Here is a 13,329-nt window from a genome sequence, read left to right as displayed (position 1 = left end):
CTACAAGTCGAATATCTTGCCCGGATTCATGATGCCGTTCGGGTCGAAGACCTTCTTCAGTTCGCGCATATAGCCGATCTCGACCGGGTCGCGGCTGTAGGCGAGATAGTCTTTCTTGGTCATGCCGACGCCGTGCTCGGCGGAGATCGAGCCGTTGTATTTCTGCACGGTCTCGAAAACGAACTGGTTGACCACCTTGCATTTCTCGAAGAACTCGTCCTTGGTCAGGTCGGCTGGTTTGAGAATGTTGAGGTGCAGGTTGCCGTCGCCGATATGTCCGAACCAGCAGACTTCGAAGTCCGGGTAGTTGTCGGCCACGATCGCATCGATGTCGGCAATGAAGGCGGGCACGTGGGTGATCAGCACCGAGATGTCGTTCTTGTAGGGCGTGAACGGCGCAATGGTCTCGGAGATTCCTTCGCGTAAATGCCACAGGGCCTGTGCCTGTGCCTGCGACTGGCTCATGACGCCGTCGAGTATCCAGCCTTGCTCCATGCAGTGCTCGAATATCTGCATGGCGTCGTCGACCACGGCCTCGAAACGGCCCTCGAATTCTAGCAGTACATACAACGGGGATTCGGTCTCGAACGGGCGTGCCGCATGACCATGGGCTAATACTTTCTCCAACGCTACCTGGTTGAAGAACTCGAAGGCGGTGAGGTCTATGCGCTGCTGGAATGCATGCAGGATAGGCATGATGGCGGCAAAATCTGGCACGCTCAGCACCAGCACCTTGAGGTCCTGCGGCTGCCGCGTGAGCTTGATCTCGGCCTCGGTGACGATGCCCAGCGTGCCTTCTGAGCCAATGAACAATTGATGCAGCGCGTAGCCGGTGGCATTCTTGACCATGCCCTTGTTGAGGTGCAGGATGTCGCCCTTGCCGGTAACCACGGTCAGCCCTAGCACCCATTCGCGCGTCATGCCGTAGTGGATCACCTTGATGCCACCGGCATTGGTGCCGATATTGCCGCCCATTTGGCTGGACCCCGCAGCGGCGAAATCCACAGGGTAATAGAGGCCTTGCTGCTCGGCATATTGCTGCAATTGCTCGGTCACCACGCCGGCCTGGATGCGTACCAGGCGGTCGGCATTAAGGAAGGACAAGACTTTGTTCATGCGGTCCAGGCTGATGACGATCTCGCCATTGGCAGCGACTGCCCCGGCAGAAAGCCCGGTGCGGCCGCCGCTCGGTGTGACGGGGATATTGTATTGGTTGGCCAGCTTGACGATGGCCTGCACTTCCTCGGTGCTCCCGGGAAAGACGATGGCGGATGGGCGGGGCTCGAAATGCTTGGTCCAGTCCACTCCCCAGCTTTTCAGGCTATCTTCATCGGTCTTGACGCGTTGTTCGCCTACGATGGCCTGTAATTGTTCCAGAAGAGAAGAGGGAAGGCTGGCGGGTGCATTCATCAAACGGTTACCTGTGCAAGTGGCAATAAAAATTGTCGGCGGACAATGGGCCAAATCAGTTATTCTAGCAGTTTTATAATTGATATTGATTCCCGATCTCAGTTTTATCCGTGCAGCCCTGCATTTGTGCTCGACGGGGCCGTATCCCTGATTTGATAGGGGTTTAATAAGTTTGCCGGTATGCTACGATCACTGATTTTTGGCCTTTTACCGGAGCCGTAATGACCCAACAACTTTCCCTGCCAAAAGACAAGATCCGCTTTTTGCTGCTTGAAGGCGTGCACCAGAACGCCGTCGATGTGCTGAATGCCGCAGGTTACCGCAACATCGATTATCGCAAGACCGCGCTGGACGAGGACGCGCTGATCGAGGCGATCAAGGATGTGCATTTCATCGGCATTCGCTCCCGCACGCAGATTACCAGCAAGGTGCTGGACGCCGCCAACAAGCTTACCGCCATCGGCTGCTTCTGCATCGGCACCAACCAGGTTGATCTGCACGGCGCGCTGGAGCGCGGCATCCCGGTATTCAACGCGCCTTATTCCAACACCCGTTCCGTGGCGGAGCTGGTGCTGGCGCAGACCATCCTCCTGCTGCGCGGCATTCCCGAAAAGAATGCGCTGGTGCACAAGGGCGGCTGGACCAAGTCGGCAGAAGGTTCGTTCGAGGCGCGCGGCAAGACCTTGGGCATCGTGGGTTACGGTTCCATCGGCTCGCAATTGTCCGTGCTGGCGGAAAGCCTGGGCATGAAGGTGATCTACTTCGACGTGATCGCCAAGCTGCCGTTGGGCAACGCGCGCCAGGTCGGCACGATGGAGGAGCTGCTGTCGCAGGCCGATGTCGTCTCCCTGCACGTGCCGGAATTGCCTTCCACCATGAACATGATGCGCGCCGAGCAGTTTGCGCAGATGAAGAAGGGCAGCATTTTCATCAATGCGGCCAGGGGCACTTGCGTGGATATCGACGCGTTGGCAAAGGTGATCGAATCCAAGCAATTGGCAGGGGCGGCGATCGACGTGTTCCCCGTCGAGCCAAAGAGCAATGATGAAGAGTTCCTCTCCCCGCTGCGTCCGTTCGAGAACGTCATCCTTACCCCGCATATCGGCGGCTCGACCCAGGAAGCGCAAGCCAATATCGGCATCGAGGTAGGCGAGAAGTTCGTGCGTTACTCCGACGCCGGTTCTACCATCACGGCCGTGAACTTCCCAGAAGTCTCCATCCCGCAACAGCCCGGCACCCACCGCCTGTTGCACATCCACCGCAACGTGCCGGGCGTGCTGTCGGCCGTGAACAGCCTGTTCGCGCGCAACAACATCAACATCGCGGCGCAGAGCATGATGACTAAGGGCGATATCGGTTACATGATCATGGATGTGGAAGCTTCGGCTTCCGATGCGGCGATTGAGGCGTTGCAGACGGTTGAAGGGACATTGCGGACTCGGGTGCTCTATTAAGCTGTAAACAGCGCGCTGGAAGCATGCAAACCCTTGGCTTTTGCCAGGGGTTTGTTGTTTATGGGCTTTCAGCTTGTTGTTCAGTGGAGTGCGCACCTCTTAAAACCAAGTGCGAGCGCAGCGATGCCAAGTTGCCGTTGACTTTCCTCCCGTCTGGCTGCGCCGAGTAGCGCAGCTTTTAATGGAAATAGGACTGGCGTCTGTCTGAGCGCAGCGAGTTCAGCCAGTCCCCATTAAAAGCGAGCAACGCAGGTTGCCCGGAACGCAGTGTAGGGACGCAGACAATCGGGTCGCCTTTTCTTTGGTCCTGTTTCTTTTGGCCAGACAAAAGAAATGGACTCGCCCGGCGGGGCGAAACCCATCCTCTCGCCAATTGCAGTATTGATGTAGACCGCGCAACGTTGAGTTGGATTGGGTTTAGGTAGGAGCAGCCCTTAAACCCTAAAGAATGGTCTTGACCCTTATAGCCAGTCATTGACCCGTTGCCTTTCGCTTGTCAGCGAGTCCCTTTATTTTGCTTCGCCAAAATAAAGGAACCAAACAAAAGGCGACCCCGGAGTCTGCGCCGGGAGCAAGCTCCCGGTCCCCTGCGTTGCTCAATCTGTCTGGGCGCTTGCTGAACTCGCTACGCTCAAACAGACGCAAGCGCTTTTTCCAGACATATCTGCGCTACTCGGCGCAGCCAGACGGGGAACCCAAACCCAAGGTCAAAAGCAACAGCAACTTGGCATCGCTGCGCTCGCCCTTGGTATTTACATGCTGACGTAGTTCGGCCCGCCGCCGCCTTCCGGCGTACGCCAGTTGATGTTCTGCAACGGGTCCTTGATATCGCAGGTCTTGCAGTGGATGCAATTGGACGCATTGATCTGCAATCTTGGGTTGCCCTCGTTGGTGACGATTTCATAGACCCCGGCAGGGCAATAGCGCTGTTCTGGCGCGTCGTACTGCGGCAGGTTGATGTCGACAGGGATGCTCTGGTCGCGCAGCACCAGGTGGCAGGGCTGGTCTTCCTCATGCATGACGTTGGTGAGGTAGACCGAGGAGAGTTTGTCGAAGCTCACCACGCCGTCAGGTTTGGGATAGGCGATTTTGGGGCTGGAGGCTGCAGGCTTCAGGGTTTCGTGGTCGGCCTTGCCGTGTTTGAGCGTCCAGGGTGTAGTGATGCCGAACGAGGCTAGCCACATTTCAAAGCCCCCGTACATGCTGCCAAGGATGTTGCCGAAGCGCGACAGGGCGGGCTTGACGTTGCGCACGGCCTGCAGATCCTTCCATATCCACGAGTTGCGGACTTTTTCCGGGTAGCTTTCCAGCGTGGCGCCAAATGTTTCCTGCGCCAGGGCCTCCACCACGGCTTCTGCCGCGAGCATGCCCGACTTCATGGCATTGTGCGAACCCTTGATGCGCGGCACGTTCATGAAGCCGGCGGTGCAGCCGATGAGCAAGCCGCCGGGGAAGGCCAGGCGCGGGATGGATTGCAGGCCGCCTTCGGTCAGCGCGCGGGCACCATAGCTCAGGCGCTTGCCGCCTTCCAGCAGCGGGCGGATGGAGGGGTGGGTCTTGAAGCGCTGGAATTCGTCGAACGGGCTCAGGTGCGGGTTGCTGTAGTTGAGGTGCACCACGAAGCCGATGGCCACGGTGTTTTCCTTGAGGTGGTAGATGAAGGAGCCGCCGCCCGTGCTGTTGTCCAGCGGCCAGCCTTGCGAGTGCATCACGAGGCCGGGCTTGGATTTCTCCGGCTCGATCTGCCAGATTTCCTTGAAGCCGATGCCGAACTTCTGCGGCTCGGACAAGGCGCGCAGCTGGAAATGCTCGGTGAGGTCCTTGGTAAGCGAGCCGCGCGCGCCTTCGGCAAACAGGGTGTAGTGCGCGCGCAGTTCCATGCCCAGCGCAAAGCCCGGTTTTTCGTTGCCTTCCTTGTCGCGCCCCATGTCGCCGGTGATCACGCCCTGCACCACGCCGGCTTCGTCGTAAATCACCTCGGCAGCGCTGAAGCCGGGATAGATTTCCACGCCCAGCGCCTCGGCCTGCTCGCCCAGCCAGCGGCAGACGTCGCCCAGGCTGACGATGTAGTTGCCGTGGTTGTTCATGAGCGGCGGGATCAGCTTGGTGGGGATGTCGAAGCTCTTTTCCTTGCCCAATAGCAGGAAGTGATCGTCAGTGACGGGGGTATGGAGCGGGGCGCCTTTTTCCTTCCAGTCGGGAATCAATTCATTGAGGGCGATCGGGTCGATCACGGCGCCCGAGAGGATATGCGCGCCTACCTCGGCGCCTTTTTCCAGCACGCAGACGTTGATTTCGCGCTCCTGCTCCAGCGCTAGTTGCTTGATGCGGATCGCGGCGGAAAGCCCGGACGGGCCTGCGCCGACGATCAGTACGTCATAATTCATTACATCGCGTTGCATGCTAAAACTTTCATGGAATATACGGTATGTTGATTTCGTCGCTGCGCCGCACGTCGCGGGTCAGCAGCCGACAATGGTTGAGGAATTCGCGTACGGCGGCGGTCTGGTATTTCTTCTTGTGCCAGACGAACATGAACTGACGTTTCAGGTCGAGCTCGGGCGTTGCCAGCGCCACCAGGTTGCCGCGCGCGATATCGTCCTTGAGCGCGAGGCGGGAAATGCAGCCCAGGCCGATGCCGGATTCCACGGCGCGCTTGATGGCCTCGGTATGTTCCAGCACCATGCGCACGTGCAGGCGGCTGTGATGGTGGCGCAAGGCGTGGTCGAACGTCTCGCGCGTGCCCGAACCTTGCTCGCGCAACACCCAGCTTTCGGCAAGAATGGCCTCCAGGCTGGCGCTGCCCTGTTTGGCGAGAGGGTGCTGCGGCGAGCAGAACACGGTCAGCTCGTCTTCGATCCACGGTTCGACCTGCAGGTCGGGGTGGTGGCAATTGCCTTCGATCAGGCCGAGGTCGAGATCGTACATCGCCACCTGCTGCATGATGGAGTTGGTGTTCTGCACATGCAATTGCACCTGGCAATCCTGGTGCTGCTTCATGAACGAGCCGATCAGCAGGGTGGCGAGGTAGTTGCCTATCGTCAGCGTGGCGCCTACTTTTAGCAAGCCAAAGGCGGATTTTCCCTGTAAAATGCTCTCTATTTCAGCGGCGCGGTCCAGCACGGCTGCTGCCATTGGCAGCAGGCTACGGCCCAGCTCGTTGAGTTTCAGCACTTTACCCATGCGGTCAAACAGTTTGCAGTCAAACTGTCGTTCCAGTTCGGCAAGTGCAGTACTGGCGGCGGATTGCGACAATGACAAATCCTCGGCCGCTCGTGACACATTCTCCAGGCGTGCAATGGCAACGAATACTTCGAGTTGTCGTAAGGTGTGCTTCACCTGAGAATGATTCTCATATCGATGTGATAGATATGTGATATAGTGATAATTGATTTAACAGATATTTTACCGCTGATTAAAATGTGCGGCAAATGATGGAGTGGGATCACAATATGAAAGTCTTAGTTGCTGTAAAACATGTGGTGGATTACAACATCAAGCCCCGCGTGAAGCAGGATGGCTCCGATGTCGATATCGCCGGTGTCAAGATGGGCATCAACCCGTTTGACGAAATTGCCGTGGAAGAAGCGGTGCGCCTGAAGGAACGCGGCATTGCGACCGAAGTGGTGGCCGTGACCATCGGCAAGGCCAACAGTCAGGACACTCTGCGCCATGCATTGGCGATGGGCGCCGACAGGGTGGTGCTGGTCGAGACCGACACCGAACTGCAGCCATTGGGCGTCGCCAAGCTGCTCAAGGCCGTGGTGGAGCGCGAGCAACCTCGCCTTATCATCCTCGGCAAGCAGGCCATCGACGACGACCTGGGCCAGACCGGCCAGATGCTCGCCGCATTGATCAATGCAGGCCAAGGCACCTTTGCCTCTGTGATCGAGGTCAAGGGCGATGAAATCGAAGTCACGCGCGAAATCGACGGCGGCACCGATGTGGTGGCGCTCAAGCTGCCTGCAGTGGTCACCACCGACCTGCGCCTGAACGAGCCGCGCTTCATCAAGCTGCCCGCGATGATGATGGCGAAGAAGAAGCCGATCGACAACATCAAGGCGGCCGACCTCGGCATCGATATCGCCCCGCGCCTCAAGCAACTCAAGGTTGCTGATCCCGAGCCACGCAAGCCCGGCATCAAGGTGGCGAATGTGGCTGAACTCGTTGAAAACCTACGTCTTGCGGAAGTCCTGTAATGAGCATCCTGATTCTGGCCGAACACGACGGCAAACATATCAAGCAATCCACCCGCCAGGCAGTCAGCGCCGCTGGCGCATGGCAATTCCCGGTCCACGTCCTGGTCACCGGCTCCAATAGCGCAGCCCTGGTTAAGGAAGCCAGCGAAATCGCCGGCGTCGCCAAGGTGCTGCATGCAGATGCGGCGCATTTCGAGCATCCATTGGCTGAAGACGTAGCCGCCTTGCTGGTGCAACTGGGCGCTGACTACAAGGTCATCCTTTCCGCGCATACCGCATTCAGCAAGAGCGTATTGCCGCGCGTCGCCGCTTTGCTCGACGTAGCGATGATCTCCGACGCGATCAGCATTACCGCGCCATCCACTTATGTGCGCCCAATCTACGCAGGCAACGTGCTTTCCACCGTTGAAAGCAGCGATGCCATCCAGGTGGTGACCATCCGCGCAACTTCTTTTGCCGCTGCTGCAAACGGCGCCAATGCGGAAGTGTCTGCGGTGAGCGTGCCTGCAAGTGCCGGTCTCAGCCGCTGGATCAAGGAAGACAAGACCGTGTCCGACCGTCCAGAGCTTTCCTCCGCGCGCGTCGTGGTTTCCGGCGGCCGCAGCTTGGCCGAGCGATTCAATGAACTGCTCGAGCCGTTGGCGCACCGCTTCGGCGGCGCATTGGGTGCGACCCGTGCCGCCGTGGATGCCGGTTTTGCCCCCAACGACATCCAGGTCGGGCAGACTGGCACCATCGTGGCCCCTGAGCTGTATTTTGCAATCGGGATCTCCGGCGCGATGCAGCACTTGGCCGGCATGAAGGACAGCAAGATCATCGTTGCGATCAACCACGATCCCGACGCGCCTATCTTCCAGCATGCGGATTACGGCCTGGTCGCCAACTTGTTTGACGCCGTGCCAGAGCTGACCGCCGCCTTGAGCAAGTAAATTCAAAAATTTTAAAGAGAATCGAATATCAATGAGTGCATTTAATTCCGAGAAAGTATTGAGCGTTAAGCACTGGAACGACAGCCTGTTCAGCTTCACCACCACCCGCAACGAGTCCCTGCGTTTCGAGAACGGCCAGTTCGTCATGATCGGCCTGCAGGTGGATGGCAAGCCGCTGATGCGCGCCTACAGTATCGCCAGCCCCAACTATGCGGAAAACCTCGAGTTCTTCAGCATCAAGGTGCCGAACGGTCCCCTGACCTCCCGCCTGCAGCACCTGAAGGTGGGCGATGAATTGCTGGTCAGCCGCAAGCCGACCGGCACGTTGCTGCTGTCCGACCTGAAGCCCGGCAAGAACCTTTACTTGCTCTCCACCGGCACCGGCCTGGCGCCGTTCATGTGCCTGATCCAGGATCCTGAAATCTACGAGCGTTTCGAGAAGGTGATCCTCGTGCACGGCGTACGCCGCGTGAACGACCTTGCCTATGAAGATTTCATTACCAAGGAGTTGCCGGAAAACGAATTCTTTGGCGAGCAGATCAAGAACCAATTGATCTACTACCCCACCGTGACCCGCGAAGAATTCCGCAACCAGGGCCGCCTGACCGACCTGATGGAAAACGGCAAGTTGTTCCAGGACATCGGCCTGCCGCCGCTCAATCCCGAGACTGACCGCGCCATGCTGTGCGGCAGCCCGCAAATGCTGGTCGATACCTGCAAGATTCTCGATGCTGCAGGGCTCAAGGTATCGGAGCGCATTGGTGATGTCGGGGATTACGTGATCGAGCGGGCGTTTGCCGAGAAGTAAATTTTTAGTATTAGTTGTTGGTTGACGTAAAAAGCTGACATAGCGATATGTCAGCTTTTTTATTGAGTATCAGAGAAATCAATATCTGGAGCGAGCAATATCTGGAGCGAGCAATATCTGGAGCGAGCAATATCTGGAGCGAATAGATGAGTAAACGAGTGTATGTTAGGCAGCCAGAACTTCTTGATCAAGCTGAGTTTCTTGAGAAGGTGCGTCATAGTCGTGCTATACACACTCCTTGGGTCTGTCCTCCTGACACCGAAGAGTTGTTTGCGCTTTACCTTGAAAGAATGCAGGCACAAAACAATGTGGCTTACTTGATTTGTGAAGCTTCTACCCATGCCATCATTGGTGTTGTCAATGTTACTAATATCATTATGGGGGCGTTCTGTAGTGCATATCTTGGCTACTATGTATTTGCCGGATATGAGCGACGGGGACTGATGCGTGAAGGCCTGCTGGTCGCGATGGAGCAAGCAGGTCAGGCCTTGGCGCTCCATCGGCTTGAGGCCAATATTCAACCTGATAATTTAGCGTCAGTTGCGTTGGTGCAGTCTTGTGGTTTTTCCAAGGAAGGTTATTCGCCTAGATATCTCAAGGTTGATGGAGAGTGGCGCGACCATGAGCGCTGGGCAATCATTCTTGAGGCATGACTGTACAACTATTTAGCTGCACTCAAGCACAAGCCAGTCTTTTTAAGCTCACCTTTATAGCTGAGCCGAAGCTAGATTTTATGGTACCGGATACCGAGGCGGTCCAGGCGGCGGCCTGCGGCGCTGCATGTCCAGGTAGCGCATGTCGCCATCTCCGAAGAATTCCTTGATCAGGAAGTCCTCCAGGCCGGCGCTGTCTTCCATGCGTGCGGACAATACCACCACGCGGCCCATTTGCCTTGATTCCCAGTTGAAGTCGCCTGAGTAGTGGCGGCGGATTAACTCTATCATCTTGCGCACGGTGGCGCGCTGGATGTCTTCGCCTGCCTTGGCCTCGATCTGGAATACCTCGCGCTTGGCGGTGCTGAAATCGTTGATCCAGCCGCGGAACTCGAAAGTGGAGGTGTAGTTGCTCATGCTGAGGATGCGGAAGACGCCGCTGGCACCCGAGGACAGGTTTTTCTTGATGGTTTCATCGCGCTTTTCTTCATCAGAAAGCGAGCGGCTGCCGGATTCGCGCTGGGCGCGCTGGTTTTCCATCATCGCGGCATAGTTGTTGTCCGTGGCGCGGCGGTATTCGCGCATGGCGGCCATGTAGGAAGACATGTCCGAATATTGCGAGGGGTCGGGCTCCTGCGGGCGCGGTGGCGCTGGCGTCGGGGCAGGCTGCGGCTCAGGGCGGGGAGCCGGTTTTTGCTCGGGCTGGGGCAGCGGCTTGCTCTTGCCGGTCACGACGGGAGGCGTGGGCTTGCTTTGCTTGGGCTGCCTGGGCGTGGGTTTGCTGGCGGCAGGCGGCGGGGGCGGGGGTGCAGCCGCTGGCGGCGGCGCCATTTCAGGTTGCGGTTTTTTCTCCGGCTGTGCCAGGCTCACGACCAGCTCTTTTTGCCCGCCATCCTGCTCGGACTCTTCCCCTTGGTCCATCGTCGGCATGATAAAGCCGAAGAACAGGATCAAGTGCAATATCAGGGAAAATATCAACGCATACAGCGTGCGGCGGCTGATGCGGAATTCGATGTATTGCTCCCGGTCGGCCGGCGATTGCCAGGGGAGGTCGGAAGGGTCCGGCTGAGTGGGCGCCTTGCCGAAACGGCTCGCGATCAATGCATTGAGATGGCGAAACAGGCGCGGTGCAGCCACGGTAAATTCAGTCCGGGGTTCTTAGGTTGGTTAGTTGGGGTTGAGGCGCGCCAGTGAGCGGTTGACGGCAATATAGGAACCCAGCCAACCCAGCACCACAGCGCATGCGATTACTCCCAGGCTGATTTCCCAGCCAGGTAACACTAAGATGAAGCTGCTACCATAAAGTTCTGCCAAATCTGCCACCGAGAGGTTAAAGATTGTAAGAATGCCGTTGACGAACCCCAGCGCAAGCAAGCTGCCGCCGAGGCCGTACAGCGTGCCTGCATAGAGGAAGGGGCGGCGGATGAAGCCGTCGGTGGCGCCTATCAGCTTGCTGACTTCGATTTCTTCGCGCTGGGTGGCAATCTGCAGGCGGATGGTGTTGCCGATAATCGCCACCAGTGCAAACCCGAGCAGGCCGGACAGCACCCATACCGCTTTCTTGCCCAATTGCAGCAACGCATAGAGGCGTTTAGCCCAGTCGGCGTCCGCTAGCACGTGCTCCACGCCAGGCAGTCCCTCGATTTCATGCTGCAAGCGGGCGATGCCGTCGGGCGAGTGGTCCTTGGGTTCGATAAAAAAGGCATCGGGCAGCGGGTTCTTTTCCAGCTGGCTTGCGACGTCCTGTTCTTGCTGCATTTCCTGCCAGGCCGCTTGCTTGCTGACGAATTGCTGTTTTGCAATGCCCGGGTGCTGTTGCAGTTTTTGCTTGAGTTCCTGAACCGCGGCTGCCTCGGCATCCAATTTCATGAAGACGCTGATCTGCGGCTCGTTCCTGACCCCGCCTGCCAGTTGGTTGAGGTTGTCGATCACGACATACAGGATGGCGGGCAGGCTCAGCGCGATGCCGATGACGCTCCAGATCATGAGGGTGGAAAGCTTGTTGCGCATGATGCGTGACAGGACGAGGCGCCAGACCTGGGTGTGCTGGTTGATCCAGTGTTTCATGATATCGAGAGCTTTCCGTGGTCGAGGTGCAGGACTTTCGCCGGGATATTCTGGATGCTGTGCGCATCATGCGTGGCGATGATGACAGTGGCGCCTACTTGCTGGAATGCGCGGAACAGCGACATGATATCGGTGGCATATTCCTCGTCGAGATTGCCGGTGGGCTCGTCGGCAATGAGGATGGCCGGGCGGCTGACCACGGCGCGGGCAATGGCAAGCCGCTGCTGTTCCCCGCCTGACAGCGTCACGGGGATGGCCTTTTCCTTGGATAGCAGGCCAACCTTGTCGAGCGCCGCGCGGATGCGCTTGGCGGCCTCCTGGCCGGTAATGCCGTTGATGTAGAGCGGCAGGGCGACGTTCTCGAAGCAATTGCGGTCGTAGAGCAGTTTGTGGTCCTGGAACACCAGGCCGAACTTGCGGCGCAGGTAGGGGAGCATGCGCGGGCGCAGCTTGCTGATGTTCTGGTTGCCGATGAGCACGGTGCCGCTGGTCGGACGCTCGATCCCGGCCATCAGCTTGAGCAGGGTGCTCTTGCCCGCGCCGGAATGTCCGGTAACGAACACCAGCTCGCCTGCCGCGATCTCAAAAGTCACATGGCGCAAGATCTCGTCGCTGCCGCGGTAACGCTTGTTGACCTGGTCGAAACGTATCATGCGCGGGTGGTTTCCTTATTCGAGCAAGGCATGTGATTCAAGTAGCGCATTATTCGAATAATGCCTCTATGAACTCGCTGGCCTTGAACGGGCGCAGGTCGTCAATGGATTCGCCCACACCGATGTAGCGGATGGGCACGGGGCGCGATTGGGCGATCGCCGCTATCACGCCGCCCTTGGCGGTGCCGTCCAGCTTGCTCAGGACGAGGCCGGTGACGCCGAGGGCATCATCAAATGCCTTGACTTGGGTGACGGCGTTCTGTCCGGTGTTGGAGTCGAGTACTAGTAATATCTCATGCGGCGCGCCGGGCAACGCCTTGTCGATGACGCGCTGCACTTTGCGGATTTCCTCCATGAGGTTGAGCTGGGTGGGCAGGCGGCCCGCGGTGTCTGCCAGCACGATATCGATGCCGCGCGCCTTGGCCGAGTTGACGGCATCGAAGATCACGGCAGCAGGGTCGCCGCTTTCCTGCGCGATGACATGCACGTTGTTGCGCTCGCCCCAGGCCTGCAATTGCTCGCGTGCCGCGGCACGGAAGGTATCGCCCGCCGCGATCAGCACCGATTTGCCTTGCGCCTGGAACAGGTTGGCAAGCTTGCCAATGGTGGTGGTCTTGCCTGCGCCGTTGACGCCGGCCAGCATGATGACAAAAGGTTGCGCGGTGGCGGTATCCAGCGGCTTTTCCAAGGGTGCGAGCAGTTCCAGCAAGGATTGCTTGAGCGCTTCCTTGAGCTGGGTGGTGTCGTTGAGGTTCTGGCGCTTGACGCGAGTGCGTATCTGCTCAAGCAAGGTCTGGGTGGCGGCGATGCCCACATCCGAAGTGAGGAGGATGGTTTCCAGTTCCTCGTAGACGTCCTCGTCAATCTTGCCGCCGCCGAACAGGCTGGCCAGTTGCAGGCCCAATTGGCTGCGGGTCTTGGCCAGGCCGCGCTTCAAGCGCTCCGTCCAGCTCAGGGTCGGTTTTTCCTGGGTGGGGACTTGGGGCGTTGCCGGCGCTATGTTCTCCGGTTCGGGAGTTGGGGCAGGCGGGTTTTTGTCTTTTTTGAAGAAATCGAACATGGAATGTGTTTTTAGCGGTAAGCGGATATTTTAAAGCAAAACAAGGCGCTTGCAGCGGCTCAAACTGGTTATTCTGACCATATCTTCAGGTATTTT

12 protein-coding genes are annotated in these 13,329 nt (G+C 58.2%); 5 read left to right on the top strand and 7 right to left on the bottom strand.

Annotation, left to right across the window (positions count from 1 at the left end):
- Entirely contained in the window at positions 1 to 1,410 is a 1,410-nt protein-coding gene (locus ACW4YW_RS03965) for an FAD-binding oxidoreductase (protein ID WP_457136368.1), read from the bottom strand.
- Between the two features lie 221 nt (positions 1,411 to 1,631).
- On the opposite strand from ACW4YW_RS03965, the gene serA reads away from it, so the two are divergent.
- Positions 1,632 to 2,864, top strand: coding sequence for a phosphoglycerate dehydrogenase (serA, locus tag ACW4YW_RS03960; protein WP_457136367.1), 1,233 nt, complete (start codon positions 1,632 to 1,634; stop codon positions 2,862 to 2,864).
- A 752-nt stretch (positions 2,865 to 3,616) separates the two neighbouring features.
- Here the strand turns inward: serA and ACW4YW_RS03955 are convergent.
- On the bottom strand, positions 3,617 to 5,266 hold the full coding sequence (locus tag ACW4YW_RS03955) for an electron transfer flavoprotein-ubiquinone oxidoreductase (RefSeq protein WP_457136366.1): 1,650 nt from the start codon (positions 5,264 to 5,266) through the stop codon (positions 3,617 to 3,619).
- 10 nt (positions 5,267 to 5,276) lie between these two features.
- Positions 5,277 to 6,203, bottom strand: coding sequence for a LysR family transcriptional regulator (locus ACW4YW_RS03950; RefSeq protein WP_457136365.1), 927 nt, complete (start codon positions 6,201 to 6,203; stop codon positions 5,277 to 5,279).
- Between the two features lie 113 nt (positions 6,204 to 6,316).
- Between ACW4YW_RS03950 and ACW4YW_RS03945 the strand changes: the two genes are divergently transcribed.
- The 4 genes from ACW4YW_RS03945 to ACW4YW_RS03930 all read left to right on the top strand — a co-directional run bounded on the left by ACW4YW_RS03945 (position 6,317) and on the right by ACW4YW_RS03930 (position 9,453).
- Positions 6,317 to 7,063 carry an electron transfer flavoprotein subunit beta/FixA family protein gene (locus ACW4YW_RS03945; RefSeq protein ID WP_457136364.1) on the top strand — a complete coding sequence of 249 codons (747 nt, stop codon included), beginning with the start codon at positions 6,317 to 6,319 and terminating at the stop codon, positions 7,061 to 7,063.
- Positions 7,063 to 7,992 carry an electron transfer flavoprotein subunit alpha/FixB family protein gene (locus ACW4YW_RS03940; protein WP_457136363.1) on the top strand — a complete coding sequence of 310 codons (930 nt, stop codon included), beginning with the start codon at positions 7,063 to 7,065 and terminating at the stop codon, positions 7,990 to 7,992. The genes ACW4YW_RS03945 and ACW4YW_RS03940 overlap by 1 nt, the downstream gene beginning before the upstream one ends.
- Before the next feature lie 31 nt (positions 7,993 to 8,023).
- Complete coding sequence (locus ACW4YW_RS03935; protein ID WP_457136362.1) at positions 8,024 to 8,800, top strand: ferredoxin--NADP reductase; 777 nt, start codon at positions 8,024 to 8,026, stop codon at positions 8,798 to 8,800.
- Positions 8,801 to 8,946: 146 nt separating this feature from the next.
- A complete protein-coding gene (locus ACW4YW_RS03930; protein ID WP_457136361.1) occupies positions 8,947 to 9,453 on the top strand; it encodes a GNAT family N-acetyltransferase in 507 nt (168 codons plus the stop codon).
- Between the two features lie 78 nt (positions 9,454 to 9,531).
- Here ACW4YW_RS03930 and ACW4YW_RS03925 read toward each other — a convergent pair whose 3' ends face one another.
- From ACW4YW_RS03925 to ftsY, 4 genes are read right to left on the bottom strand one after another with little or no spacing between them, the layout of a single operon-like run.
- Entirely contained in the window at positions 9,532 to 10,590 is a 1,059-nt protein-coding gene (locus ACW4YW_RS03925) for a hypothetical protein (RefSeq protein ID WP_457136360.1), read from the bottom strand.
- Positions 10,591 to 10,620: 30 nt separating this feature from the next.
- A complete protein-coding gene (ftsX, locus tag ACW4YW_RS03920) occupies positions 10,621 to 11,520 on the bottom strand; it encodes a permease-like cell division protein FtsX (protein WP_407995809.1) in 900 nt (299 codons plus the stop codon).
- Positions 11,517 to 12,173: a cell division ATP-binding protein FtsE gene (ftsE, locus tag ACW4YW_RS03915; protein ID WP_457136359.1), complete on the bottom strand. Its 657-nt coding sequence runs from the start codon at positions 12,171 to 12,173 to the stop codon at positions 11,517 to 11,519. Before ftsE ends, ftsX begins: the two co-directional genes overlap by 4 nt.
- A gap of 49 nt (positions 12,174 to 12,222) precedes the next feature.
- Entirely contained in the window at positions 12,223 to 13,233 is a 1,011-nt protein-coding gene (ftsY, locus tag ACW4YW_RS03910) for a signal recognition particle-docking protein FtsY (RefSeq protein ID WP_457136358.1), read from the bottom strand.
- Positions 13,234 to 13,329 lie beyond the last annotated feature (96 nt).

The sequence above is a fragment of the Methylobacillus pratensis genome (assembly GCF_054072455.1).
Note: the sequence above shows the minus strand (reverse complement) of the source record. Positions and strands in the feature narration are given on the sequence as shown.

Coding starts and splice junctions, on each gene's coding strand:
- ACW4YW_RS03965 (WP_457136368.1), bottom strand. CDS start 1,410: ATGAATGCACCCGCCAGCCTTCCCTCTTCTCTTCTGGAACAATTACAG.
- serA (WP_457136367.1), top strand. CDS start 1,632: ATGACCCAACAACTTTCCCTGCCAAAAGACAAGATCCGCTTTTTGCTG.
- ACW4YW_RS03955 (WP_457136366.1), bottom strand. CDS start 5,266: ATGCAACGCGATGTAATGAATTATGACGTACTGATCGTCGGCGCAGGC.
- ACW4YW_RS03945 (WP_457136364.1), top strand. CDS start 6,317: ATGAAAGTCTTAGTTGCTGTAAAACATGTGGTGGATTACAACATCAAG.
- ACW4YW_RS03940 (WP_457136363.1), top strand. CDS start 7,063: ATGAGCATCCTGATTCTGGCCGAACACGACGGCAAACATATCAAGCAA.
- ACW4YW_RS03935 (WP_457136362.1), top strand. CDS start 8,024: ATGAGTGCATTTAATTCCGAGAAAGTATTGAGCGTTAAGCACTGGAAC.
- ACW4YW_RS03930 (WP_457136361.1), top strand. CDS start 8,947: ATGAGTAAACGAGTGTATGTTAGGCAGCCAGAACTTCTTGATCAAGCT.
- ftsX (WP_407995809.1), bottom strand. CDS start 11,520: ATGAAACACTGGATCAACCAGCACACCCAGGTCTGGCGCCTCGTCCTG.
- ftsE (WP_457136359.1), bottom strand. CDS start 12,173: ATGATACGTTTCGACCAGGTCAACAAGCGTTACCGCGGCAGCGACGAG.
- ftsY (WP_457136358.1), bottom strand. CDS start 13,233: ATGTTCGATTTCTTCAAAAAAGACAAAAACCCGCCTGCCCCAACTCCC.